17 protein-coding genes and 5 tRNA genes are annotated in these 26,824 nt (G+C 51.8%); 5 read left to right on the top strand and 17 right to left on the bottom strand.

Going from position 1 to position 26,824, the window contains the following annotated elements:
• Positions 1 to 24: 24 nt before the first annotated feature.
• The 4 genes from uvrC to K0H79_RS08255 form a co-directional block, all read right to left on the bottom strand.
• Positions 25 to 1,788, bottom strand: coding sequence for an excinuclease ABC subunit UvrC (uvrC, locus tag K0H79_RS08270; protein ID WP_258405531.1), 1,764 nt, complete (start codon positions 1,786 to 1,788; stop codon positions 25 to 27).
• A 59-nt stretch (positions 1,789 to 1,847) separates the two neighbouring features.
• Positions 1,848 to 2,492, bottom strand: coding sequence for a UvrY/SirA/GacA family response regulator transcription factor (gene uvrY / locus K0H79_RS08265; protein ID WP_011759722.1), 645 nt, complete (start codon positions 2,490 to 2,492; stop codon positions 1,848 to 1,850).
• Positions 2,493 to 2,793: 301 nt separating this feature from the next.
• A tRNA-Ser gene (locus tag K0H79_RS08260) sits at positions 2,794 to 2,884 on the bottom strand.
• A 443-nt stretch (positions 2,885 to 3,327) separates the two neighbouring features.
• Positions 3,328 to 3,418: transfer RNA gene (locus K0H79_RS08255), tRNA-Ser, on the bottom strand.
• Between the two features lie 203 nt (positions 3,419 to 3,621).
• On the opposite strand from K0H79_RS08255, the gene K0H79_RS08250 reads away from it, so the two are divergent.
• Entirely contained in the window at positions 3,622 to 5,352 is a 1,731-nt protein-coding gene (locus K0H79_RS08250; RefSeq protein WP_220078121.1) for a S16 family serine protease, read from the top strand.
• Between the two features lie 78 nt (positions 5,353 to 5,430).
• Entirely contained in the window at positions 5,431 to 5,946 is a 516-nt protein-coding gene (gene fabA / locus K0H79_RS08245) for a bifunctional 3-hydroxydecanoyl-ACP dehydratase/trans-2-decenoyl-ACP isomerase (protein ID WP_203326869.1), read from the top strand.
• Positions 5,947 to 6,137: 191 nt separating this feature from the next.
• Here the strand turns inward: fabA and rmf are convergent, their stop codons facing one another.
• From rmf to rlmKL, 5 genes are all read right to left on the bottom strand, one after another.
• The gene (gene rmf / locus K0H79_RS08240) at positions 6,138 to 6,314 is read right to left on the bottom strand and encodes a ribosome modulation factor (RefSeq protein ID WP_011759719.1); all 177 of its coding nucleotides are present in this window, start codon (positions 6,312 to 6,314) and stop codon (positions 6,138 to 6,140) included.
• Positions 6,315 to 6,489: 175 nt separating this feature from the next.
• Positions 6,490 to 8,367 carry a DUF3466 family protein gene (locus tag K0H79_RS08235; protein ID WP_220077923.1) on the bottom strand — a complete coding sequence of 626 codons (1,878 nt, stop codon included), beginning with the start codon at positions 8,365 to 8,367 and terminating at the stop codon, positions 6,490 to 6,492.
• 27 nt (positions 8,368 to 8,394) lie between these two features.
• Positions 8,395 to 10,311, bottom strand: a complete 1,917-nt coding sequence (locus K0H79_RS08230) for an ABC transporter ATP-binding protein (protein ID WP_220077922.1) — start codon at positions 10,309 to 10,311, stop codon at positions 8,395 to 8,397.
• A 1-nt stretch (position 10,312) separates the two neighbouring features.
• Positions 10,313 to 10,540, bottom strand: coding sequence for a glutaredoxin family protein (locus K0H79_RS08225; RefSeq protein WP_220067577.1), 228 nt, complete (start codon positions 10,538 to 10,540; stop codon positions 10,313 to 10,315).
• A complete protein-coding gene (gene rlmKL / locus K0H79_RS08220; RefSeq protein ID WP_220067576.1) occupies positions 10,533 to 12,659 on the bottom strand; it encodes a bifunctional 23S rRNA (guanine(2069)-N(7))-methyltransferase RlmK/23S rRNA (guanine(2445)-N(2))-methyltransferase RlmL in 2,127 nt (708 codons plus the stop codon). Before rlmKL ends, K0H79_RS08225 begins: the two co-directional genes overlap by 8 nt.
• Before the next feature lie 281 nt (positions 12,660 to 12,940).
• Here rlmKL and K0H79_RS08215 point away from each other — a divergent pair.
• The 3 genes from K0H79_RS08215 (at position 12,941) to K0H79_RS08205 (ending at position 13,260) form a co-directional block, all read left to right on the top strand.
• Positions 12,941 to 13,017 (top strand) — tRNA-Met (locus K0H79_RS08215).
• 48 nt (positions 13,018 to 13,065) lie between these two features.
• A tRNA-Met gene (locus K0H79_RS08210) sits at positions 13,066 to 13,142 on the top strand.
• A gap of 41 nt (positions 13,143 to 13,183) precedes the next feature.
• A tRNA-Met gene (locus K0H79_RS08205) sits at positions 13,184 to 13,260 on the top strand.
• 772 nt (positions 13,261 to 14,032) lie between these two features.
• Here K0H79_RS08205 and K0H79_RS08200 read toward each other — a convergent pair.
• The 8 genes from K0H79_RS08200 to K0H79_RS08165 form a co-directional block, all read right to left on the bottom strand.
• Positions 14,033 to 14,605, bottom strand: coding sequence for a DsrE family protein (locus K0H79_RS08200; RefSeq protein WP_220077921.1), 573 nt, complete (start codon positions 14,603 to 14,605; stop codon positions 14,033 to 14,035).
• 107 nt (positions 14,606 to 14,712) lie between these two features.
• A complete protein-coding gene (locus K0H79_RS08195; protein WP_220077920.1) occupies positions 14,713 to 15,402 on the bottom strand; it encodes an SDR family oxidoreductase in 690 nt (229 codons plus the stop codon).
• The gene (locus K0H79_RS08190; RefSeq protein WP_220077919.1) at positions 15,399 to 18,527 is read right to left on the bottom strand and encodes a DUF3857 domain-containing transglutaminase family protein; all 3,129 of its coding nucleotides are present in this window, start codon (positions 18,525 to 18,527) and stop codon (positions 15,399 to 15,401) included. The genes K0H79_RS08195 and K0H79_RS08190 overlap by 4 nt, the downstream gene beginning before the upstream one ends.
• 151 nt (positions 18,528 to 18,678) lie before the next feature.
• Positions 18,679 to 19,560, bottom strand: coding sequence for a CLCA_X family protein (locus tag K0H79_RS08185; RefSeq protein WP_408733388.1), 882 nt, complete (start codon positions 19,558 to 19,560; stop codon positions 18,679 to 18,681).
• A gap of 42 nt (positions 19,561 to 19,602) precedes the next feature.
• Positions 19,603 to 19,842 (bottom strand): hypothetical protein, encoded by a 240-nt coding sequence (locus tag K0H79_RS08180; protein WP_220067572.1) that lies wholly within the window; start codon positions 19,840 to 19,842, stop codon positions 19,603 to 19,605.
• Positions 19,843 to 20,018: 176 nt separating this feature from the next.
• Positions 20,019 to 20,552: a cell division protein ZapC gene (locus K0H79_RS08175; RefSeq protein ID WP_220067571.1), complete on the bottom strand. Its 534-nt coding sequence runs from the start codon at positions 20,550 to 20,552 to the stop codon at positions 20,019 to 20,021.
• A 180-nt stretch (positions 20,553 to 20,732) separates the two neighbouring features.
• Positions 20,733 to 21,752, bottom strand: coding sequence for a quinone-dependent dihydroorotate dehydrogenase (gene pyrD / locus K0H79_RS08170; RefSeq protein WP_220067570.1), 1,020 nt, complete (start codon positions 21,750 to 21,752; stop codon positions 20,733 to 20,735).
• 139 nt (positions 21,753 to 21,891) lie between these two features.
• Positions 21,892 to 26,733: an NAD-glutamate dehydrogenase gene (locus tag K0H79_RS08165; protein WP_220077917.1), complete on the bottom strand. Its 4,842-nt coding sequence runs from the start codon at positions 26,731 to 26,733 to the stop codon at positions 21,892 to 21,894.
• Between the last annotated feature and the right edge of the window lie 91 nt (positions 26,734 to 26,824).

Genomic DNA, 26,824 nt, shown 5'->3' with positions numbered 1-26,824 from the left:
AGCGCCAATCTTGCCTGATTTTTGTCACCCCCGCAATGCGTCGTGGATAGTTTGCGCCATTTCTGCGCTGATCCCGGGCACCTTGGCAAGCTCGGCGACACTGGCATTTTTAACTTGCTGTAATCCGCCGAGATATTGCAGCAGTGCCTTGCGACGTTTGGGACCAATCCCGGGAATTGACTCGAGGGACGAGGTATTTCTGGTTTGCTGCCTTTTCGCCCTGTGGCCAGTAATAGCAAAACGGTGGGACTCATCTCGAATATGCTGAATGAGGTGCAGCGCCGGATTATCGGACTCCAGAGAAAATTCGGCTTCACTGCCACCAAAAATGAGGGTTTCGAGCCCGGGTTTGCGGCTTTCCCCTTTGGCTACCCCAACAAGCAGAGGCTGCCGGTCAAGCTCGGCAAACTTGTCGTTGACTATCGCCATCGCAGCTCGCAGTTGCCCCAGGCCACCGTCGATAAAGAGTACATCAGGCACCTTCCCGGTTCGTTCAATCTTATCAAACCGACGGGAAAGCGCCTGAGCCATGGCCGCGTAGTCGTCACCACCAGTGATGCCGCTGATGTTGTAGCGACGGTATTCGCCCTTATTGGGGCCTTCACGGTTAAAAACCACGCAGGAAGCAACGGTGCTTTCTCCCATGGTGTGGCTGATATCAAAACACTCCATGCGTTGTATGGGCGCGCCAAGGCCCAGCACTTCCTCCAGGAGCTCCATACGTTGCTCAACAGTGCTCTTGTGGGCCAGCTTGGTCACAACGGCATTGGCAGCATTGGTATTGGCCAGGCGCAAAAACGCAGCCCGCTCCGCCCTCACCTTGGTTTTGATTTCAAGCCGGTGACCCAGTGAATCCTGCATGGCGGCTTCGAGCTCATGCAGGTCTTCAAACTCTTCGCCGAGCAGGACTTCCTTTGGAATGCTGCGATGCGCCTCATTGCCCAAATAGAATTGCAGCATAAAGGCACGCAACACTTCGCCAAGCTCAGTGGCATCAGGCACCGCAGGAAAATAACTGCGACTGCCAAAAATCTTGCCTTCACGGATAAACAGGATATGGAAACAGGCAATACCCGAGGCGTAATTCACCCCGATCACATCCATATCACCCTGCTGTCCTGAGACATTTTGCTGCTCGGCAACCTTGCGCAGCGCCTGAATTTGGTCGCGATAGCGCGCTGCTGCCTCGTATTCCATGGCCAGTGCCGAAGCTTCCATTTTGCTGACCAAACTGGCGATAACCTGTTGGTCTTTGCCTCTGAGGAACAGGGTTGCCAGCCTTACCTGCTCGTCGTAGTCTTCATCGGAAATTTTGCCGACACATGGCGCCGAGCAGCGGCCAATCTGATACTGCAGGCAGGGACGAGAGCGGGCGCGGTAGTAAGCATCTTCACACTGGCGGATGGGAAACAGCTTTTGCATCAGATTTAGGCTTTCACGCACCGCGCCGCCATTGGGGTACGGGCCAAAGTACTCGCCTTTCTCCCGCTGGGCACCTCTGTGGTAGGCCAGTCTGGGGTGTTTATGGCCACTGAGCAAAATATAGGGGTAGGATTTATCGTCGCGAAGCAGCACATTGTATTTGGGCATGTACTGCTTGATGTAATCATTTTCCAGGATTAGCGCTTCGGTCTCACTGTGGGTAAGGGTGACATCGATGTTGGCGATGTTGGATACCAAAGCCTGGGTCTTGATATTGGGCAGATTCGTCCTGAAATAGGACGACAGCCGCTTTTTCAGATCTTTTGCCTTTCCTACATAGATAACCTCTGCCGAGGCGTCATACATGCGGTAGACGCCACTGGCACTGGAAACCGATTTTAAAAAGGCTTTATGGTCAAACACGCTTAAAACTTGCCGGGATCGATAATCTTGTGTCGGATAGCCAGACGGGTAAGTTCAACGTCACTGCTGATGCCTAATTTGGCAAATAAACGATAGCGGTAGCTGTTCACCGTCTTAGGACTCAAATTCAATTGCTCTGCGATATCGTTCACCTTCATGCTGTTGATAATCATCATGGCGATTTGAAGTTCGCGCTCCGATACCTGTTTGAATGGATTTTCGTCCGTTTGAGTCAGTTGACTCAGGGCCATCTGCTGAGCAATTTCCGGAGAGAGATAACGCTGCCCGCAGGCGACCTGACGAATAGCTTGCAGCACTTCCGGCGGCTTGGCTCCCTTGGTGAGATAACCAAATGCGCCAGCCTGCATAACCTTGGTCGGGAAAGGGTCTTCGGTGTGCATGGATAACACAATAATGCGTGCATGGGGCTGATAACGCAGAATTTTGCGGGTCGCTTCGATACCGCCGATACCGGGCATATTCATGTCCATCAGTACGACGTCAGCTTCATTCTGTTTGGACCAGCTGACAGCGGTTTCGCCATCCGGGGCCTCACCCACAACCTTGATACCCCGCTCATCTTCCAGGATCCTGCGGATCCCGGTACGAACCAACTCGTGATCGTCGACCAAATATACAGAAATCAAGTTGCACCACCCTGTTTATTTTTGTTTTTACGTAGCTGGCCACGCTCCTTGCGCCCAGCAGCGTTAATTTATCCCAAAGTATAGGTGGCTGGCAAAGCATTCCGGTGCATTTAATACAGGGAAATGACAGGATTATTGTGCAATAAATCAGATGCTTTGCCATAAGACTCAATACACTGATAACGACATTGAAATCCAGTTGTTTATAACGCTGCTGCAGACAGGATTGCAGCTGGGCATTAGGGCCCCGGATCGCCAAAAGCAAAAAGGCGCTGTCCTGAGACAGCGCCTTTTCTTAATATGGCGGAGGAGCAGGGATTTGAACCCTGGGTGGGCTATAAACCCACGCCGGTTTTCAAGACCGGTGCATTAAACCACTCTGCCACCCCTCCGAACGAGACGCATAATATCCATGAGTCCCTGGGCTGTAAACCCCAATTTTGCAAATTTGTGTCGATTGCTCATTTCAGCAGCAAGAACAAGTGATTATGGTAAAGATTTCGCCAATAAGTTCATAAAGATACACATTTGGCAGAAAAGCTTACAAGGCAATGCAGGCTGAAAATTCCCAAATAATACTGCCCCTGAAAAGCCATCAATGAGCAAGTCATGAAAACGGTGAACGCAGCATTTGTACGACAAGGCGAGCCATGGAGATAATGCGAACTCATGGACGATAGGGCGAACTCATGGAGATAGGGCGAACTCATTGACGGTCAGGCGAACAGTCAGCATGTACAGGATCAATGCTTGAGGCGCGACCGCTAACGCGACCACTAAGTGGGAACTGTAAAAGCGAAAAGGCGCTGTCCTGAGACAGCGCCTTTTCTTAATATGGCGGAGGAGCAGGGATTTGAACCCTGGGTGGGCTATAAACCCACGCCGGTTTTCAAGACCGGTGCATTAAACCACTCTGCCACCCCTCCGAACGAGACGCATAATAGCCCTGAGACCGCGAGCTGTAAACCTCTTTTATCAAAAAAACAATCGATTGCTTATGCTTTACCCAAATGGATCTGTTTTTGTACAGCAAAGCAGAAATAACCCTCGTTTCGGGCTCACAAGAGACTGATAACAAGGGGCAAGGATATGCTAAAATCCGCCCAACGATGATTTTTCAATGACTTTTATGCACCCATCCTTAATTGCCGCTGAGCGGCTGAGCCCTGCCTTTCATCTTCCAAGTGGTCTGTCAGACAATCCCGGTATCGGACATTTGCTGCTGTGTCAGGACAGACTCCTCGATGCTTTTACCCTGGCAAGTCAAATTCCAGCGCAGCACTTATTTTTGGCTGATTTCCCCGGCGTGCACCGGGAGTCATTGTTCAGAGCGTTGGCACAATCCGCACCTGTCCCGCCAAGAGAGCTGGTTGTGCGTCGTAATGACGCCGGCACTCAACTGGTTTGGGAGACGGCCCGCCAAGGAGAGCATGGTTCACTCGCCCGCGAGCTAGGACTTTTCACTGTGCTGGGACACCAGATAAAGCGCACTGATTTATTGGGTGCCATGGTTGAAGACAGCAGCGGCAAGGCGCAATACCGCCCCGGTGTCCTCGCAAGTTACCCCTACATTTTCATCTGCGTAGAGGCTCTCTATCGCCGGGAAGGCCTGTGGCAAGTCTTGTTGGACGTGCTCGACAAAGGCAGCTACCGCGTCGGCAAAGAGATGAACATTCCACTGCAATCGACCATCATCCTGGTTGGCAGTGCCTTGCAGTATTCCGAATTGCGCGCCCATGACAGCAGCTTCAGCCGCCATTTCCCGCTTCTGGGAGAAATGGCCCACGAGCTCAATCTGACAGTGAAGTCCGAACAGGAGTATGGTCTTTGGTTAAAAGCCCTCGCACACGAAGGTGGCTACCAGCTTGACGACTCAGCCATGGCTCCCCTCTTCAACTTCGCAGCAAGAGAATGTGAACATCAACAGCGTTTGTCACTGTCTGGCCAGGACCTGGTACAGCTGTTCGCCCAGGCCGCAGTATATGGTCGCTCTGACAGACTGGATGCCAATGCCATCGACAAGGCCATTAAACAACTTACCCGGCGCCACAACAGCTCTGAACGCTTCTCTGCCCAGAGTTTCGATGACAGTTTTATCAACCTGCCCACCAGCGGGGAAATGATTGGCCAGATTAATGGCCTCACTGTTATCGACAGTGTTGATTATGCCTACGGTGAACCTGCCCGAATTACCGCAACCGTGCACTATGGTGATGGTGAAGTCGCCGATATCGAACGTAAATCTGAACTGGGTGGCAATATCCATGCGAAAGGCATGATGATCCTCTCAGCTTGCCTATATCGCATTTTTGGCCGCGATGCACCGCTTCATCTCAATGCCAACATAGTGTTCGAGCAGTCATATCAGGAGATTGATGGCGATAGCGCCTCACTTGCCGAGTATTGCTGCTTGATGTCTGCTATTGCAGAGCAGCCGATAAAACAATCACTTGCCATAACAGGTGCGCTGGATCAGTTTGGCAATGTGCAGGCAATTGGTGGCGTTAACGAAAAAATCGAAGGCTTTTTCAATCTGTGTGAACGTCGCGGTCTGACGGGCGAGCAAGGGGTCATCATCCCAAAAGCCAACATGCTGCAGCTGAACCTAGATAGAAAAGTGATAGATGCCGCCTCCAAGGGACTGTTTCACATCTATCAGGTCGCACACATGGACGAAGCTGTGGAACTGCTGATGGCGCTGCCGGCTGGCAAGGCAGATGAAGAACATAACTTCCCTGAGAATACGCTCTATGGCCTGGTACAGGCCAGGCTGGATAAACTGGCAGGAGATGAACCACTCGATGAGCCCCAGGGGATCTTTGCATCTCTGCTCGCAAAATGGCCATTTTCCAGAGCTTAAAGCGGTGGTTGGACTTGTTTGGCGTACAGGTGTTCGCTAATCTTTGGCACTCTTAATGATGGAGTGGTAACTATTACAATGACTAAAGCAAACAGCTACACCAAAGAAGAACTGATCGCCTGTGGCCATGGCGAGCTTCTTGGCAAAAATTCTCCCCGTCTGCCCGTAGACAACATGCTGATGATCGATCGTGTCGTAACCATTAACGACAATGGCGGCGCCTTCGGAAAAGGAGAAATCGTAGCAGAGCTGGATATCAATCCGGACCTCTGGTTCTTTGGTTGCCACTTCGTTGAAGATCCCGTGATGCCAGGTTGCCTTGGCCTCGATGCCATGTGGCAGCTGGTTGGCTTCTTCCTTGCGTGGGAAGGTGCTCAGGGCAAAGGTCGTGCACTGGGTGTAGGTGAAGTGAAATTTACCGGTCAGGTACTGCCAGGTGCCAAGAAAGTCACCTACAAGCTCAACATCAAGCGCACCATTCACCGCAAGCTGGTGATGGGTATTGCCGATGCAACCCTGGAAGTGGACGGCCGTGAAATCTATTCCGCCACCGATCTGAAAGTGGGTGTGTTTACCGACACCTCTACCTTCTGATAAACCCCATAATCTAAAACACCGGCTAAGGCCGGTGTTTTTGTTTATATCTGCACGGTATCCGCGTTAATCGGTTAAACACGTCTCTCGCGTCTTAAACAATATTGCAAACCGCCTGAAGCACTCAGCCCCTGCCTGACGGGCACAAAAATGCCCTCTTTTCAGGGAGGGCAAGTAGCTGCATTAGGTGATTACTTGGTAAAGAGTCCGGTTATTCGGCCATCTACCCCCTCGCGCCAGCCTCCCAGCCATTGTGAGCGCGAATCAAGATTGGAATAGGGGCACATTTCCTTTGAACGACCACCCACTCCGGCCTGAAAGCCCTTAGCAAAAGCTCTGTCCAAGCGATCTCTTTTTTGTCTCTTCATGCAAGCGTCCTCTGTTCTACATAAACAAGAAGCAACAGCTTCACCTGTAGAAATAGAACTTTTCAGAGACGAGATCAATCAAAAAAACACTCGATTTTACCGAGTAAATATTAAGCTATTGAGACAGTGAAGAAAAAAAAGGGGCCTGGCGGCCCCTGATTTTTGATTAGTGGTTTTAGCGTACCCGGCGACGGAACCAAACCAATGGCAGCAACAGCAAAGCGAACAGACTGGCCGCTCCCTGACGCTCATATTTCTCACCACCGGTGTTTTCGTCAATTTCCGTACAAGCTACGGCACCAGTCCCTGCTGGCTCAAGCACCACAGCACGCGGCAAGTAAGACGTCACGGGATTACCGTTACCGTCGAGTTCAAATACAAACTTGCCATTTTCAACCACGGGCAGACCGTTTTCGTCGACCTTATAAACCGGCTTGCGCACAAAGGCAGTACCGACAATCACACCGGCTTCATTGATGCTGTTGGCTTCAACAACCTGAATATCGGCATTGTAGGTCAGGGTTTTGCCGCTGCCATCTACCACTTCAACCTGATGACGTTGCCAGTTGCCATCCGAGCCCTGTTCAAAACCTTTGGACTCACAGGTCAGCAGGTTGTTGAGATTGGAGAACTCACCGCCCTCTTTGGCATTCATATCAAACAGGAAACCGGCCTTGGGACGTGGCTTTTCTTTCTCGTGGGTAGTTTCTATGTAACCAACCACCTGGCCCTTGTTGTTGATGCTCTTGGCGCGGCTGGAAAGATCCGACAAGGTGCTGTAAAAATCGTTCGGCACAACCGGCTTGGCATCTGTCGCCTTGGTATCCAGATAAAAGAACTTGTCACGCAGATAACCCTGAATGTAACTGCGATATGAGCCCACCAAAAGACCGTTATCGTTGATATCGTAGGCCAGAGAGCTGTGCACGTCGTCTACGTTGATTACGGGTACCCAGTGGTAGTCATAAGTGCCGTCCTGGTTACGAGTCCAGTAGGCGGCGTCCATGCGGAAATAATCTTCATCGCCGTTACGGTTCACATGGGAGCGACCCACCACAGTTCCGTCGGCGTTGACGCCAAGGCCCTGTGCTGTGTAAGTAAAGGTTGAGTCAGCAGCGGGAGTTAGCCCCAGTGGCAGGGCAGTACCTGTCACAGTGTCATTATCCAGCTGCCACACATAGGCGCGGGTCTGATACTGGACATTACGGGTACCGGTGGAGTTGGGGTACTGCTCAATCTGAACACATACATCAACCGGCAGTGCGCCTTCGGTGCTGGCATTGTCCAGACAGGCCTGAACACGCTCACCGCCGTATCGACTGATATCGGTACTGGCATAGCCGGCAATCAGATTTCCCGATATAGCTGTGGCGGCAGACGATCCACCCACGTATACCTTTTTGTCAGACTCGCCTTCTTTGGTACTGGTGTATTCCACATAAGGCGGCGGCAGAGCCACATCGCCACTGGTCGTTTTGGCAACACCACGCAGCTCGAAGTCACGATAGTACCAAAACTCCTGATCTTCGATGCTGCCGGAATATTCGAGGGTCTTCTGAGGGGCTGTGGTGGCACCCACTTTCACGCCTTCATCTGAAATACCGTAGTAGAAGGTGTCAATGGAGTTGATGGTTTCAGGAACACTGGTGTCAGTATCTTTGGGGTCTGTGGTGCCATTGATGCTTTCAAAGGTTGGCACCCAGGCGCCGGCGGCACCATTTGCCGCTGCGCTGAAGGTAAAGTTGTTGGCAACGATGGGCAGCAGTACTGAATAGGTGATCTGCTCTTCATCGGCAATCCCATCGTCACTGTCGATGATGCCACCTTCCACGTCGTCGGTGGTCAGCTTTTTACGGCCCTTGGAGATCCCCACTAATTCGTTATTTTCGTTGACTCCCATGGCGTAACCGTTGCGGGTTCCTTCCAGGGTGCCTCGAAGATCGTAGCTTTCGAGGTTTTTAATTTCGTAAACCGGCGCGGCCTGAGCACTTCCAAGTACCCCGAGCACACCAACAGCCACCAGGGACAATGCCTTTTCCAACTGTAACTTCATTAATAACTTCCCATAATTATCATTGGTTTACTTCATTGACTCGAGTTCTTCCCAACGCTCGAAGTAAACGTCCAATTGCTGTTCTTTTTCGCCCAGCAATGCCAGCCGCGCGTTAACCATATCCTGTGCCTGAGCATAAAACTCCGGCTGATTCACTTCCTGTTGCAGTGCCGCGATCTCGACCTCAAGGGCTTCCATCAGTTCTGGCAGGCTGTCCAGCTCCCGCTGCAACTTATAAGAGAGTTTCTTTTGTGCTTTTACATCAGCTTGCTGTTTTACCACAGGCGCCTGAGCTTGGACACTCTTTTGCCCTTCAGGTTCCGCCGCACCGGTATAGAATCGTGCGCCCTGGTCGACCGCGTCCTGATAACCGCCCACATATTCGGCCCAGCGGCCATTGCCGGTAAACCACCAGCTGCTGGTGACGGTATTGTCGATAAACGCCCTGTCGTGGCTGACGATAAGCAGAGTGCCATCGTATTCGGTCAACATGGACTCAAGCAGCTCCAGGGTTTCGATGTCCAGGTCGTTGGTGGGCTCATCGAGAATGATGAGGTTGGCAGGACGCAGCAGCAGCCTGGCCAGCAGCAGGCGGTTTTTCTCGCCACCGGAGAGGGCTTTCACCGGGGTACGGGCCCGCGCGGGTGAAAACAAAAAGTCCTGCAGGTAGCTCAGTATATGGCGATCGCGGCCATTGACGGTTACCGTCTGCTTGCCATCCCCCACGTTTTCCTCAACGGTTTTCTCTTCGTCGAGGTTCTCGCGGTATTGGTCAAAATACGCAACTTCCAGTTTGGTACCGGTTTTGATGTTACCGGACTGAGGCTCGAGTTGGCCTATCAGCAGCTTGATGAGAGTCGACTTACCACAGCCGTTCGGACCAATCAGTGCAATACGGTCGCCGCGCATCACGCTCACCGAAAAATTCCGCACCAGATCTTTATCCGCCAGGTTGTAATTCAGCTCGCTGACATCAAACACCAGCTTGCCGCTGCGCTCGCCCTCGGCCACGTTCATGCGCACGTTCCCCTGCCGATTGAGTCGCTCTGAGCGCTCCATTCGCAGCGCCTTGAGTGCCCTCACCCTGCCTTCGTTACGGGTGCGCCGCGCCTTAACACCCTGACGTATCCACACTTCTTCCTCTGCCAGTTTCTTATCAAACTGGGCATTGGCTTCGGCTTCGTGTCTAAGCCATTCGGCCTTGCCTTCAAGATACGCCTGATAAGTGCCGGGCCAGGAAGTCACGACGCCACGATCCAAATCCAGTATTCGGGTAGCCATGCGATTGATAAAGCCACGGTCGTGACTGATAAAGACGATGGCGCCCTTGTAGCTCAGCAAGAACTGCTCGAGCCACTCGATGGTGTCGATATCCAAATGGTTAGTTGGCTCATCGAGCAGCAAGAGTTCCGGCTCACTCACCAGGGCTCTGGCCAGGGCAACTTTGCGCTGCCAGCCGCCGGAAAGTTCACTGAGCGGCTTATCAGGGTCCAGGCCAAGGCGTACACAGTGAGCCTGAATTCGGGTATCCAGCTGCCAGCCATTCAAATGGTCAAGCTTCGCCTGCAAGGTTTCCATTTCCTTGAGCATACGCGCTTGCATTGTGGCATCGGCGGTGGCGAGGTCGTGGGACAACTGATGGTAGCGCTCAAGCACTTCGCCGGCTTCTTTCAAGCCCTGGGAGATGTAGCTGTAGACACTGCCCGACTCCGCCTTTGGCGGGTCTTGCTGCAAACGGCTGATACGCACATCTGTTGCCAGGTTCAGCTCGCCATCGTCAAGATGCACTTCACCGTCGAGGATCTTAAGCAAGCTGGACTTACCGGCGCCATTACGGCCCACAATACACACACGCTCGCCGGCTTCGATGCTGAGATCGGCGTTTTTCAATAATGGAACATAGCCATAGGCCAAAGAGCCATTGGTGATACGAACAAGACTCACATCAGACTCCTGTAAAAGAGATTACATCGACAAGTTCAAACGGCCAGCCGAGCTCGGCGCCATCCCGCTTACGTAACAGTACGGGGATACGCACCCCATAACGCTCAGCAAGCGACTCATCATCACAAATATCCACCATCACGCAGGTCACGCCGGCCTCTTGCAGCAGCGCCTCGGCCAAATGGCAAAGATGACAACCATCGGTGTGGTACAACACAAACTCAGCCATGGGTCACAACCCAGCAGTTATGGATTTGCGGATTACGGGCGTAGTCCATTGGCAACACCTTATCGTCAATGTTTACCGCTTTAAGGCCAGCCGCCGCGAGGGCTTCCATATCCATTTTGAATTTGCGTTTATTGTTGGAGAACACAATCTCGCCGCCAGGCCGCAACAGCTTTTTCAGGGATGCCAACAAATCCACGTGGTCACGCTGGACATCAAAAGAGTCTTCCATCCGTTTTGAGTTTGAGAAGGTGGGCGGGTCGATAAAAATCAGGTCAAATTGCCTTTCGCAATCGCGGATCCACTGCAGGCAGTCGGCCTGTTCAAACTGATACTGACGTCCAATCAGGCCGTTCAACATAAAGTTGTCTTTGGCCCAGTTGAGATAGGTATTTGACATATCCACCGTGGTGACAGACTTGGCACCGCCTTTTCCGGCGTGCACAGAGGCGCTGCCCGTATAGGCAAAGAGGTTGAGCACGTCTCTGTTTTTGGCCTTTTCACCCACCAATTTACGGGTCAGTCGGTGGTCGAGGAACAGCCCGGTGTCCAGATAGTCTGTGAGGTTCAGCTTGAAGCTGCAGCCATACTCTGTGGTCACCAGCTCAAGCTTTTCACCATCCAGCTTTTGGTACTGATTGGTGCCCTTCTGACGTTCACGGGTTTTAAGTACTATCTTGTCCGGGTCTATACCAAGGGCACGTGGCAAGGCGAGCAGCACATCGGTGAGGCGTCTTTTGGTTACGGCTTCAGGAATGGCTGAAGGCGCCGCATATTCCTGCACCACCACATAATCCAGGTATCGGTCGACAGCGACGTTGTATTCGGGGATATCGGCGTCGTACAAACGGTAGCTGTCGATGCCTTCGCGCTTGGCCCATTTCTCCAACTGCTTGAGATTTTTCTTCAAGCGGTTGGCAAAAGGCGCGGCTATCTCGCCGCCCTGCCCCGTGGTATCCACAGGAATATCACGACGGGTACTGGTGGCATGCAGGGTATACAGATTAAAGGCGCATTCCAGAGCCCCGTTGTACATCTTCATCTGTTTGTCGGCTTTGAGTTTGAGCGAGGATACCAACTCCATATCGCTGCAAAGCAAACCGAGCTTCCAGCCGCCGTAGCTCTGCTTGAACTTTTCACCAAGCTGGAAGTAGAGCTGCAGCAAGCTGGTGACATTACCCAGACGCTCACCATAAGGGGGGTTGGTCAGTACCATACCCTCTGCCACCGGCGGCTCCATGTTAAGGGCATTGGCCACTTTAAAGTCGATAAAATCGAACACACCGGCGCTGTTGGCATTGCGTTTGGCAAGTGCAACGACCCGCGAGTCGATATCCGAGCCATAAAACTTAAGCTGACAACGGGTTTTACCGAGAGAAGCACGGGCCTTGGCTTCGTCCAGCACCTGTTGCCAAACGGCCTGGTCGTGTCTGCGCCAGTGTTCAAAGCCAAATCGTTCACGCATCAGGCCCGGCGCTATATCGCAGGCCATCAACGCAGCCTCGATAAGCACAGTGCCACTGCCACAGAAAGGATCCAGCAGGGTAACGGGATTGTCGGCCCAACCACTGCGATACAGCATGTTGGCGGCGAGGTTTTCTTTCAACGGTGCTTCACCGGTATTGCCGCGATAACCACGCTGGTGCAGCGCCGCGCCGGAAAAGTTAATCCCTATGGTGATCTTGCCACGACCATAATGGGCATCGATACGCATGTCCGGATGGCCTTTTACCACATCCGGGCGACTCAACTCATCATCACGGAATCTGTCGACCACGGCATCTTTGATTTTCAGTGCACCAAACTGGCTGTTATTGATAAAGCCGCCGGTACCGTGGAAATCGATACTGAAGGTACTGCGATTGCTGAAGTGCGATGGCCAATCAATGGTGTAGGCCGCATTGTAGAGTTGCTCAGCGCTCTGGCACTCACCAGTAAAAAGGATCAGTACGATACGGCTGGCCAAACGTGTCCACAGGGTAATCTGGTAGCCTTGCGCCAACGAGGCACTGAAATACACGCCGGCGACGCTTTCGCGCACGTTCTCTGCGCCAAGGGTTTCCAATTCTTTGGCAAGTGCATATTCAAAGCCCTTTGGGGCGGCTGCAAAAAAGTTAAACATGGGGAGTTACGCCTGCAGAAAAATCAAAGGGCATATTATACCCGCTCGATACTTTAAAAGATAAGCAATCTTGGGTTTGCGCCGCCTTTTTGACCATACGGCAACCGTTATTCCTCTTCAGAGCAAACATTGGGTCAATTTAACCCCACATCGCAGGATATTTGGGCAGTCAAACACAAAACCGGGAATTTCCCTTGTAATTGGATTACAGGATAGTTATAGTTCGCCCCGCTTCGACGCAGAGGGCTGAAACAGCCTTTCAATTGAAGTGAAAAATCGGACGCGGGATGGAGCAGCATGGTAGCTCGTCGGGCTCATAACCCGAAGGTCGTCGGTTCAAATCCGGCTCCCGCAACCAACTTTCTGGCTGACAGAAAGACTCAAAACAAACAGCATACAAATCGGACGCGGGATGGAGCAGCATGGTAGCTCGTCGGGCTCATAACCCGAAGGTCGTCGGTTCAAATCCGGCTCCCGCAACCAATTCCTCAATTACGAATTAAAACTGATTGCATCAAATCGGACGCGGGATGGAGCAGCATGGTAGCTCGTCGGGCTCATAACCCGAAGGTCGTCGGTTCAAATCCGGCTCCCGCAACCAATTTCTCAGTGAATACTCAATTCCAATTTCCCTTCGCTTAGTACGCCAGACAAACCAGCATGACAGCTCGTCAGGCTCACACTTAATAAAAGTATCGAAGGTCGTCGGCGGATGCCGCCAAGTACTAATCCGGCTCCCACAACCAATTTTCTCAACGACAAATCAAAACTGATTGCACCGAATCGGATGCAAGATGTTAGCTCGTCGGGCTCACTTTTTAAAACAAGACTCGAAGGTCGTCGGTTCAAATCCGGCTCCCGCAACCAATTTCTCAGTTAATAATCAATGCCAATCTTCCTTCGCTTAGTACGTCAGACAGACCAGCATGACAGCTCGTCAGGCTCACACTTAATAAACGCATCGAAGGTCGTCTGCGGATGCCGCCAAGTACTAATCCGGCTCCCACAACCAATTTCCTCAACGACAAATCAAAACTGATTGCACCGAATCGAATGCAAGATGTTAGCTCATCAGGCTCACTATCTAAAAAGAGTCGAAGGCCGTCGACGGATTCCGCCCAGCACTAATCCGGCGCCCACAACCGGTGTTTATATACCTTCTTTTTCTCCCCTGAAACTCAATCGACTAATCTGCCCTCCAACGATTGACCTCATTGAAAATGCCTCAAATTCAGTGCGGTTTCCTATTGTTACCCCTAAATAAGCGTTGCGATTCCTTTTTTGACGCCTTAGACGGTCCCGTATACGCCGTTTTTTCATTGCGACAAAATAAAACACCGGCAAAAGCCGGTGTTCTTTAATTTGGTCAATCCTCAGAATGGATTCTGGCTATAACCCTGCTGCGCGAGTATTGCATGGGCCGACATGGCAGACAGGGACATTTCAACCCCCGGGAGCAGCATGTTGTTGTCTACGCCCAAATAGGCAGCGGTTTGACCACAAACCATAACCCGAACACCGTTATCCATGAGCGCCTTGAGCAGCTTTGCCTGGGCATTGCCCCGGGCAAGCTTTTTGAAATGTGCGTCGTCAGAGAGGACGTCGAAAACCGCCTTGCCATGGACCACAAGAGCGAGCTGAATATTGTTGGGATCAACCCCTGCTGCAGCATGCATGTTGATAAAACGTGCCAGGCTATCAATGGTACGGTTTATCTTGCCCTCTTCACTTTGAGCCGCCAGGTCGAAGACCACTTTAAAATGTTGATCCTTGGGTATAGGGTAGGTTTGCTTAACCCGGTTGGCCACCTCGCCGTAGCCTTGAATAACCGGGCCACTGCGAAATTCATTGGCATTGGCACTCGGCAAAGCGAGCCCCAATACTGCGGCGAGCGTAAGTGATGTTATCCATGATGATCCCGTCATCACCTTAGACACAGGCGTCATGTTGCCTCCCTATTCATGTTATGCATTTGTGAATCAAATTTGAGTCTGACACAGGCAAAGGGAGGACTCAAGTTTATAACATGATTAACATCAATGAGATGGACTGATTACCATGGAATAATGTTTCCCTGATAATCAAAAAATCCCCCACTTTGGGCAGAGGTCAGCCCTTCAATCACCCTGTATAAGCCCGCCGCAGAGGTGTAAGTATCAATCAGGGCATTTGCCCCACCCATGGCGGTTTTGACCCATCCCGGATGCAAGGCCACCGCTTTTACACCGTAAGGCGCCAAATCAATGGCAAGGGACTTGGTGACGGCGTTTTGGGCTGCTTTGACCGAGCGATACAGATAAGCGCCGCCACTGCTGTTGTCTGCCATACTGCCCATTTTTGAACTCAGATTGGCGATAATACCCTGCCCTTGGCATAACCCCTCGGTTAAGGATTCAACCAACTTGAGCGGTCCGATGCAGTTGATGGAAAACATCGCCTGCCATTCATCCTCCGGTGTATTACCGAGGCTGACGCCTTTGGGGCCATAATAACCGGCATTATTGATTAATCGGTGGATGGGACGACCTGCCAGCGCCTCGCCGAAGGATACAATCGCATCAATAGAAGCGATGTCGAGCTCAAACAGCTCCAATCCTTCATAGGTTTCCAGCAAGGTATGAAGCGCCGCGGATTCATCCGGGTGTCGACAGCATGCCGCCACATCACAGCCTGCATCCAAATAGAGTTGGGTCAGCGCAAGCCCAATGCCGCGATTTGCCCCTGTGATGACGACCTGAGTCATTGTTCCTGCTCTCCGTTGTTATCTGAACTTTGGGGCCTTACTCTGCGCCAACGTTCCAGAAGTTCACGTACAAACTGCCTATCCTTTCTGGCCTCCTTGGCCGCAAACAGTAAAAAGTGACTGCCGTCATCCCGGTATACAGTGATGGTAGTCGTTAATTCATCACCTTTGGCAAAACTCACTTCGATATTTTTTACCGCGTCAAATGGCACTGTTTCCTGATAAAACACGCCGTCTTCAAGCCAGTAAGAGAATATCCGGGCATCGGTAAAGCCGTTACCATCACTCTGGTTACTGAGCCAGTCATCTGAATAGAAGAGAACCGGGTTTTCGTTGGCGGCGATGATGGCTTTGCGCTTCATAAATTTGATATCGCGCTGCCATAAATCGCTGCCTGCAATAACCCTGTCAGAGGCGGTAAACCCTGCATCCTGTGCCAACACGAACAACAAAACGGGCAGAGTTGCCACCATTAGCAGCCAATGGCGCCAGCGCCAGCGACTATTGTAAACATAGGCCTCGTTATGGCCGTTGAGCCGATTGATATAAGTGACCAGCGGTAAAATGACCAGTGCCGGAACCAGCAGTGCCAGCACTGTCATGCCATGAAGCTTTTTGGTCGCAGAAACACCTATATAAAGCACCATCAAAAGCGCCGCTAACCAGCCAGGAATGAGCCAGCGTCGTTTATCTTCATCACCGTTATTCGCCAACGACAGGTACAGGTGGTAATACCAAAGTGGCGCAAAGATAGCCCTTGCCATGGGCCAGATCCCCGGCTCAATCTGTTTCTGCACATATTCCCAGTTTTTGTAGGCCCAATAGCAGGGATACAGGCCAAAGGTAAGCAGCGACAGCAGCAGGGCTTTGAGTGGCGATACCGGATAGTAACGACTGCTTTCTTTATGGCCATCGTCAATCAGCCAACTCGCCATGGCAAAACCGATGGCACAGAGCACCACAAAGCCCGCACCCAGGAAAATCGCAGCCATATTCACATCGGCATCGGTTGCATCAGTTTCCTGAGTCGCCGAATCATTTGCTTCGCCGTTATAATCGATGATGCCGTAACTGTCGGTATCGGCGACTTTTTTCAGAGCAGCAATGTACTCATCAACTTTGTCGGCAGGTACCCGGTCGGTTTTGCTTTGATAGCGATAGCCCAGGATCAGAAGGTTGGCATTTTTATCAAAGGCCACACTGTAGTGGTAGTCAAAGAAGGGATTCGTCTCTTCCCTCACCGCAGCATCAAACTGCCATTCATTGGCCCGAAACTTAAGCCGGATTGTCCCTTCAATTTGCAGCGGATGTTTCAGGGCCAACTCTCGGCCTCCATGTCCCTGAGGTAAGGTCAGATAGGGTGAGATTTGCGATTCATACACATAGACCGTATAGCCGCCATCGTCATCGGCCTGCCAGGGTGCAGGCAAATGGTAGGCCTCCTCAAGACGCACCTCGCCGGTGGTCTTGTCGTCCACCACCTCGAGAGGCTTTGCCGCTTCGAGTCCCTTAAATTGCTTGCCATAGTAGCCCGCATATTGTTCAGTCAGTGCCTTTAATCCGTCTGAAGCAATGCGACCACGCATCCGCCGCGCTTCGTCCCCCTGATACAAGGTACTGATGTTGGCCTTCCCCACCCCGCTTATGCCTTCAGAAAAATCGTACTCTTCAGTAAAACGGATGCGGCTGCCACTGGCGGCAGACGCCATGGAAACCAGCTCCTGGCTGCCTTCGCTCAGCACCAGAGCAAAACCATAATCCGGCTGATATAAATGTTCCAGCGCATCGCCCTGATCCATCAATGTCGGATCCAGCCAATAGGTATTGCCATTGAGATTGGCACGCACTATGGCGTGGTTAAAGCGGTCTGCTGATGGCAACATGGCAGGCAACATTTTGCCTGTGTCGGTATTCACCAGCGCAGGAGATGCCTCAACACCGAGCTCTCCAAGCAGAGTGACCAGCAGCACTGCCTTATCTTTACAGTCGCCATAACGGCGGCTGAGGGTGTCACCGGCGGCCGAAGGGAAGTGGCTGTTGCTACCCATCTCCAGTCCCAGATAGCGCACATTTTCTTGCACCAGGGACAGCGCAGCGACCAGTTGCTCTGCTTTCGAGTCGTGCTTGACCGCTATCTCCCCGGCCAGATGCACTATGTCTTCATTTACTCGCTGCTGACGACTAAAAAGAGGCAAGGCCCAGTCAACCACCAGTTCCCAGGAATCCGTTTCAGAAAAATAGGCTTTGGCGAAGGGGTTATACCAGGGGGCGGCATCACTCGACCTTGTGATGGTCGGCATGTGCTCCACTTGTAAGCGGTAGTCTGTCTGAGTGCCAAGCCGCGTACTTGAAAACTGCAGTTCGCTGTTTTCTACCTTAATGTTCAGCGGCTTAGGTTTGCCCCACAATATGCGCAGTTGCTGGCGGGCAACAGGTACACTCCATTGTAAATTGCGGGCACCAAAAAAGCGCCCTTCAAACACGGGGTTGCTGCCGTGCCGACTGTAGCTGTATTCCAGTATGTCGCCGACCCGAATGTCTTTAAGAACCCAGGTCGCAACCATACTGCCGTCGTACATCAGATCGTCTGCGTTTTGACTTCGGGCAAGCTGAAAGTCGGCATCCAGAGTCTTATCAATAAGCTCACCAGCCCTGTGAACCCAGATAGAGTGCAGTTGTAGCTGCTGATAGTTGGGGTCAAATTCAATCTGAATTTGCGATACTGACTCGAGTCCCTTGGGCGCAGTCACCATGTCGGCATAATGGCTGAACTGCACTTTCTTACCGGCGGCATCCACCTTGTATTGGTTATCGACCACCAGATTATAGAGGCCGTCACGGATTTGGTCGTCAGGCAGGGCCGCAGGAACCATCAGCTCCAGGGGATCAACCCAGGATGCGGCGGGCGCGTAATCCACGCCCTGGCTTTGATAGGCGCCGCTGCGCCATTCGCTGTCGAGACTTATCCGCGCCAGTGACGGGCGGATTTCTTCTGCCTGTATGGCGCCGACATAACAACTTTGCAGCGCAATCAGGTAAAGGATGCCTGGCAATAAAATGATGTTGAGCTGACGCTTCACTGATGCCAACTGTGGGCATAGCGTCATGAAAATGGGGAGTGACATTAGCGCAATCCTTTGTCTTTTATTATTTTTGAGAAAACCTTGCCACTATCGGCGGTGGCTTGGCTTATCACAGCGCACTTTAACACGGCTTTGATAATGGCTGTCAAAGTCCTTTTCAGAGGGCTTTATATAACCCTCATCTGAGCGCGGTTCAGCGGAGCTTTTTGGCAAGGGCCTGGCCCAGCGGCCGGAAGTAGCCCGCCATCGCCTTCATAATGGCTTGCCTGTGTATTGGCGTGGGGAAGGCTCCCTGCGGCATAGCGCCCCAGGTGCCAAATTTGGTAGAAAATGCCCTCTTACTTTCGGTGTGAATGTCCTCAAGGGTTCCGGTGACCAGATAAGGATTAATCAGGGGCAGAAGATGAATTTCACCGCTGTCGGTATCTACCTGCTCAAAGTAGCCCTCCGACTCGATGGTCGCCTCAAAGGCACGCGCCATTAATTCTGACGGATGGGCAAAATAGAGGCGGCCATAGTTTTTATCCAATTGAATGGCCTGGCGTACATAGTCGCTCGGCCGCTCACCATCGCCACTCAGGAGCACACACTGGAGCAGGGTCTCCAATCTGTCATTCAGCGGGTGGCAAAGGAGCGGTACATCCTTAAGCCAAAGCTCACTGGCAAAACGTGCCTTTTGATTGCGACCAACGTCCATGGCCGTATCGGATAAATGATGGTCAAAGGCATGCCAGAATTCGTGGGCAACAGCGCCGGCACCTGCGTGTTTGGCAAGTGCCAGAGTGCGCTCCGAGGGCGAATAATGGGCCATTACCCCCTGCTGACCACCATGACCAAACGCAAGATTCAACCTCTCCCTGAGTCCCATGGCTGCCGGGGGGAGTCCCAGCACCTGCGCCAGATCGGCCAGGGCATCAAACACCATATTGGCAGCAATCAGTGACTCTTCCGACGAAACCCAACTGCCGACCCTAACATGACCCAGCCCGAAAAACTGCTTAACATCAAGGAAAGTGACTTGCTCACCGTCGCGGTGGTCCGGCCCCTGACGAGTTTTCGTCTGGGCATGCCCCATTCGCTTAAGCTGCATTAGCGGTCCTGGATACTGAGTTGAATACTATTTGCCTTTCATACGGTTAATTTCGCGGCCAAGATCAAACCCCTCATCTGTTACCAACTGCTCCAGCACTTCAATCCGGCTTTTAAGCTGATTGATTTCACCGTGAAGTATGGCAAGTTCGGCCTTGTGTTCGCTGCCCAAGAGCTGCTGCCTTTCCCGCAACCGCATAAATTGCAGAACAAATCCGCAGGTAATGGCCAATATCGGGATAAATAACGCCAGCATAGGAATAGACATAGGATTCTCCTTGATGCATTTGCCCTATTATGGCGATAGCAACTTAAGGATACCAGTGACAAAGGTCATGTGATTTAAATATGGAATAAGCTGACATGAAAAAGGACGCCCATGGCGTCCTTTATCGATTTGGATGTGTCGGTACAGATTTGCGCGGCTGGCTTTTGACCGCACTATTACGCCGCGACGGTTTGCCGATTAATTCTTGGTTCATGCAAGCGATTGTGCATCACTTTTATGGTGTCAAATTGGCCAAGACGTTTACCATCCCCCAAATCACACTCTTTACCCAGCAGCATCACCAATGCGGCCTGTAGGCCATTTTCAACCACCATCACTAAATGGCGTTCACCGGCACATCTTAATTCAAAGATCTTACCCATGTCCGCGTATACGCATACATCACTGGCTTCAAAAAACCAGGATTTGGGCATCTGCGGCTTGAGCATAAAATGTGCGGCAGTAGCATTGAGCGTTATTTGCACTGCAGCAGCATCAGTTATTTTCAGGCGCTTTTGCACACGGTCGAGCAGGTCAATATAGAACTTGGCGTGTTCAACGCTAAATTCCATATTTCCCAATGCGTCCGGAATAAGGAGCTTGGCTTTGTAAGGAGTCAGAAATTCCATTTCCGAACCTAACGAAACGCTTAAAACACCGTAAGCATCGTTATATCTCCATTGCCAATCCGTATGTGGCATTAATAACATAACGTATACCTGTAAATAAGTTTATCAAGCGCATCATAGATGATTATTTACGCAATATCAAAAACTTTTTTTATTGATATGACTTACTTAACAACACGTTAGTTAGATCACTCAGATCAATTATCGATCGCTTTAGATCTAATAAAAGAAAAAAGGATCGCTTTCGCGATCCTTTTGTTGTTATTTTGCGCTATAAGAAGCCACTATGTCTTTTATTAACTTTGGCCCCTGATAGATAAAGCCTGAATATATTTGAACAAGTGTGGCACCTGCATCAAATTTAGCCAGTGCATCCTGGGATGAATTGATCCCGCCCACACCAATAATTGGGATCTCACCTTTTAATTCGGTGGCTAATTTTTTGATCACCTTGGTCGATAATTCAGTTAATGGCTTACCGGATAGGCCGCCGGTCTCATTTGCATTGGCCAATCCAGAAACACCATCACGGCTCAAGGTTGTATTGGTGGCAATTGCCGCATCAAATTTGTTTTTAATTAAGGATTCCGCAATGCTGGCAATTTCTTCATCGGTCAGATCCGGGGCAATTTTAAGTGCGATGGGCACATATTTGCCATGCAGCTGAGCCAGCTCAGTTTGCTTGGCTTTCAGTGACGACAGGAGATCATCCAATAGATCGCCATACTGCAGGGTACGCAAACCCGGCGTGTTGGGAGAGGATATATTCACGGCAATATAGGCCGCATGGGGATACACCTTATCCATACAGATAAGATAATCGTTTTTACCTTCTTCCACCGGCGTATCTTTGTTTTTCCCAATATTCACACCCACCAGAATATCGGTTTTCTTGGCTTTAAGGTTCGCGACCAGATTGTCCACGCCCTTATTGTTAAAGCCCATGCGGTTGATGATGCCCTTGGCCGGCTTTAACCGGAACAAACGCGGCAGATCGTTGCCAGGCTGTGGACGAGGTGTCACTGTCCCTACTTCCACATGTCCAAAACCCATGGCGTGGAAGGCGTCAATGGCCTCACCGTCTTTATCCAGACCTGCGGCAAGCCCAACAGGGTTTGGAAAGGTGATCCCCATGCAAGTCACTGGTTTATGTGCAATGCACTGGGCATAAAACGCCGTCATAGGTGTGTTAGCGGTTCGCTTGAGGCTGCCAATGGCCAGGTTGTGGGCTCGCTCAGGATCCATTTGGAACATGATAGACTGCGCGATTTTGTAAAACATTGGATCTCCTTGGATTTTAATGTTTGTTTGTTCTAAGGCCAGGCTGCCTGCAGGGTAAGGCGCACAGTGTACAGCAGCACCGTGTTTTTGGCCAAAAAAAGCCCCGGCGTTTGCCAGGGCTTGATGAGGCGTTCAGCGTTTAGCTGTGACCTTCGCAATGGAGGATCAACAGGTTCAGCTCACGCAGTGCCACCGAGAACTTGGCAAATTCATGGCTTTGCGTTGTCTTGAAGTCCGCAAGCATGTGGAACCAACGCTCCAGCAATACTCGGTTCGCTTCAATCCAGCCTTCGATAATGGCATCGGCGCTGCAAGTGTCAGTGCATGTGCGCAGTACAGCCGAGCTCAGGGCACGTTGCTGCCAATCCAGTTCTTCACGGAAGGCGGCCCGGGCCAGAGCCTGCCAGTGGTTGGCCACAGGCTGCGCGCTGATCTGCTCGAGGAACCAGTGCAGTTCTACCTTGGCACCCAACTTGAAGTAAGTCTCTGCCACAAGTGCTACCGGCTTATTCTCGTTCTGGGCAATCTGGGCAATATCCAGTGCCGAGAACAGCGTGCTCATGTTGGCAATAACGTTGGCCACTTCGCTGGATACCTGCTCTTTTTCAAGGGCATGGATTTCAGCATTGATGGCTTCAACCTCTTCGGCAACCATGTATTGGTTCACATTGGCCTTGAGCTCTTCGAATACCGGCTTGTAGAAGGCAACGGTTTGCTCGATGCCTACGGTACGGTTGCGATGACGCAGGAACCAACGACAGGCACGGCGAACGTTACGACGCAGCTGATGCAGCATTTCCATTTGCACTACCGCAGGCACTACCACGTTTTGAGAGGTAATGGCCTTGGTAAGCTCTGCCAAACCAAAGACTTCGCGAGCCATAGTGTAGCAAATGGCAACTTCGGCCACTGTGGCGCCAGTCTCATCCTGCATACGCTGCACGAAGTTAAGACCCATGTCGTTCACCAGCTCGTTGGCCAGTGACGTCGCGATGATTTCACCACGCAGCGGGTGAGTATTCATCTTGTCTGCATACAGTTCCTGCAGTTTCTGCGGGAAGTAGCTCACCAGCAGTTTGGACAGGAAGCTGTCTTCGGTGATTTCCGGTTTGAGCAGCTGCTCCTTGAGCACCATCTTGGCATAGGCAACCAGGACTGACAGCTCTGGGCGGGTCAGTGGCTTGCCCGCGGCCAAACGCTCTGCCAGTTCATCGTCGGTTGGCAGGAATTCCAGCGCGCGATCGAGCTTGCCTTCTTTTTCAAGATAATGGATGAAGCGAATTTGCTCTTTGAGCTGCTCGGCACCACGAACCTGAGTCACAGAAATGGTACGGGTTTGGTCTTTACAGTCCTGCAGAACGATTTCGCTCACTTCGTCAGTCATCTCCTCCAGCAAACGGTTACGCTGCTTGAGGGTCATTTCGCCTTCCGCCACCATGGCATTCAGCAAAATCTTGATGTTGACTTCGTTGTCCGAGCAATCCACGCCGCCCACGTTATCCACGAAGTCGGTGTTCATGCGGCCACCGTTCATGGCGTATTCGATACGACCAAGCTGGGTACAACCCAGGTTACCGCCTTCACCGATGATTTTGGCGCGTACATCACGACCGTTTACACGCAGGCCGTCGTTGGCGCGATCGCCCACTTCAGCATTGGTCTCGCGGGAAGACTTGACGTAGGTACCGATACCGCCGTTCCAAATCAGGTCCACTTCCATCTTGAGCAGCTCTTTAAGCAGCTCAGTTGGGTTCATGGAGGCCTTGTCTGTCCCCAGCATCTGCTTCATTTCAGGGCTGAGGGTAATGGACTTGGCGCTGCGCAGGAAAATACCGCCACCCTTGGAGATGAGCTCACGGTTGTAGTCTTCCCAGCTGGAACGCGGCAGGTTGAACAGCCGCTCACGCTCTTTGAAAGAGGCAGCGGCGTCCGGAGTCGGGTCGATAAAGATGTGCATGTGGTTAAATGCAGCCACCAGACAGGTGTGCTCAGACAACAGCATGCCGTTACCGAATACGTCACCGGCCATGTCACCAATACCCAAACAGGTAAAGTCGGTGGTCTGGCAATCAATACCGATTTCACGGAAGTGACGCTTAACCGATTCCCAGCCACCCTTGGCGGTGATACCCATCTTCTTGTGGTCGTAACCGTTTGAACCGCCTGAGGCAAAGGCATCACCCAACCAGTGATTGTACTCGATGGAGATGGCGTTGGCGATGTCAGAGAAGGTGGCAGTACCCTTGTCGGCAGCCACTACCAGGTAGGCATCGTCTTCATCGTGGCGTACCACATCAGCCGGCGGAACAATTTCACCGTTGATGATATTGTCAGTCACATCCAGCAGACCGCGGATAAAGATGCGATAACATTCCTGACCTTCGGTGAAGATGGCTTCACGGCCGCCGTCAACCGGGGACTGTTTACAAACGAAACCACCCTTCGCACCCACAGGTACGATTACCGTGTTTTTCACGTTTTGAGCTTTTACCAAACCCAGCACTTCAGTACGGAAGTCTTCACGTCTGTCTGACCAACGCAGACCACCACGGGCAACTTTGCCGCCACGCAGGTGAACACCTTCCACCCGTGGGCTGTACACGAAGATTTCAAACGCCGGCAGCGGCTTTGGCATCTCCGGGATCATCTTGGGGATGAACTTGAAGGACACATAGTCCTTATTCTCACCATCGGTCTTGGTCTGATAGAAGTTGGTACGCACTGTAGCGTTAATCAGATCCAGGTAACGGCGGATGATACGGTCATCGTCCAGGCTCGCCACATCTTCCAGACGCAGGTTCAGTTGTTCCTTGAACTTGGTGAGGGTACGGGTCTTGAGTTTTGGATTGAACTTGCGGATGAACATCTTCACCAGCAAATCGGCAATCTCTGGATAACGGGCAAAGGTTTGCTCGATATAGGCCTGGCTGAAGGTGGCGTCAATCTGGCGCATGTACTTGGCATAGGCACGCAGGATAGACACTTCACGGCCAGCCAGACCGGTGGACAGCACCAGGCGGTTAAAGCCATCGTCTTCCAGTTTCTTGTTCCACACCTGAGACAGAGCCGTCTGGAATCTGTCCTGACTATCGGCGAGGTTTTCGGTATTGCCACCGGTGACCATCATCAGGAAGTCGAGGATCCAGAAAGTGGCACCGTCCGGGGTCTTTACTTCGTATGGGCGTTCATTAATCACGCGCAGGCCGAAGTTTTCCAGCATTGGCAGCACATCAGACAGGTGGATGGGCTCATCCTTGTGGAACAGCTTCAGGCGCACCTTGTTGCTGTTTAGCGCAGCTTCCTGTGGTTGATAGAACAGCATGCCAAGCTTGTGCTCTTCATCCAGGGCTTCGAGCTGCTGGATATCCACCACGGCGGCGTTTGGCAGCACGTCTTCTTTATATGAGCGTGAGAACGCAGTCAGGTAACGCTTGGACAGACGGTTACCCTGCTCTTCACCCATGGCATGGTTCAGTGAGTTGTACAGCTTGTCTTCCCAGCTGCGGGCGGCTTCAATCAGGTTGTTTTCAATGGCGGCCACATCTACATCCATATTGTTGTTATCGACTTTTACTATGTAGTGGGTTCTGGCGAGCGTTGACTCAGAGAAATAGGTGGTAAATTCCACCTCTTCTTTACTTTGGAAGTGTTGCGCCAGAATACGCTGCGTGTCCTGACGCAGCTTGGTGTTGTATCTGTCTTTTGATACATACACCAGACAAGACAGGAAGCGACCGAAACCGTCTTTACGGACAAAGAGTTTCAGCTTATCGCGGTCCTGCATTTCAAGCACACCATGGGCCACCTGAGACAGCTCCTGCTCGTTGGCCTGAATAATCTCGTCACGGGGCAGGTTTTCGAGGATGTTCACCAGCGCCTTGTAGTCGTGTGAGCGAGGCACCAGACCTGAATTATCCAGCACGCGCTGTACCTTTTGGGCCAGCAGTGGGATTTCACGTGGGCTGCGGTTATACAGGTTCGATGCGTACAGACCGATGAATCTGTCTTCGCCAACCACGTTGCCTTTTTTGTCGAAACGCTTGATACCAATGTAATCAACATAGGCCGGACGGTGTACACGGCTCTTGGTGCTGCTCTTGGTCAGGATGAGCAGGGACTCATCCAGCGCTTCTTTACGGGCTGAGTTTGACAGAGTGGACAGCATCAGCGCATCGGGCTTGTGCTTACCTGGCTTATTCATCAGGCCCAGACCTGACTCCAGGTTTGGCACCAGCTCCATATCACCTTCCACGCGCTTAAGGTCGTACTGGCGGTAACCCAGCAGGGTGAAATGGTGGTTATTCAGGTAAGTGAGGAAGGCAACCGCTTCGTCCAGTTCTTCCTTGGTACCGGGGAAAGGTTGCTTTGGCAGTTCGGCGATGGTGGCGGTCAGCTTGTCTGACATGGCCTGCCAATCTTTCACGGCTGCGTGTACGTCAGTCAGCACCGACTGAACTTCACCCAGCAGGTTTTTCAAGTCAGCCTCTGAGCTCTGACGGTCAATTTCAATCAGGAATACGGCAACCTTGTCGGCACTCTCCGGGCTGTCTTTCACAAAACCCACACTGTCGATGCCCTTATCGCTGCGGCCAATGGCCAGCGGTGTATGCAGCATCATATGGGTAGTCACACCCAGACGGTTCAACGCCATACCGAGTGAATCGGTCAAAAATGGCATATCGGGCTGGATCACTTCGATGATGGTGTGAGAAGACTGCCAACCGTGCTTGGACTGGGTTGGATTGAATACGCGAACGTGGGTCTCACCGACCGGGGTCTTGCCAAGGGCGTTCCAGAGGCTTAATACGGCACCGTAGAGGTCGCTGTCGGTGCGGGCCTGCAGATCGTCCTTCGACATATGGGCGTAGAGGCAGGTGGCGAACTGTTCAACTTGCTTTGCTTGTGAATTGGGGACTTTGGAATGGATCAAACTGACTACGTTTTCGAGCAGTACTGAAGGCATTGCATCTTTCAAGGCCATGTTGCTGTTTCCTTAAGCGTCTATGGCAGCGCTTTATTCATTTTATGGATGCTTCCGACGTATGACCCCGGGCGGAATTTTGTGACCAAGG

This window comes from Shewanella sp. FJAT-52076 (assembly GCF_019457455.1).
Lineage (GTDB): Bacteria > Pseudomonadota > Gammaproteobacteria > Enterobacterales > Shewanellaceae > Shewanella > Shewanella zhangzhouensis.
The sequence above is the reverse complement of the archived record's forward strand: the minus strand, read 5'-3'. Positions and strand labels throughout refer to the sequence as shown.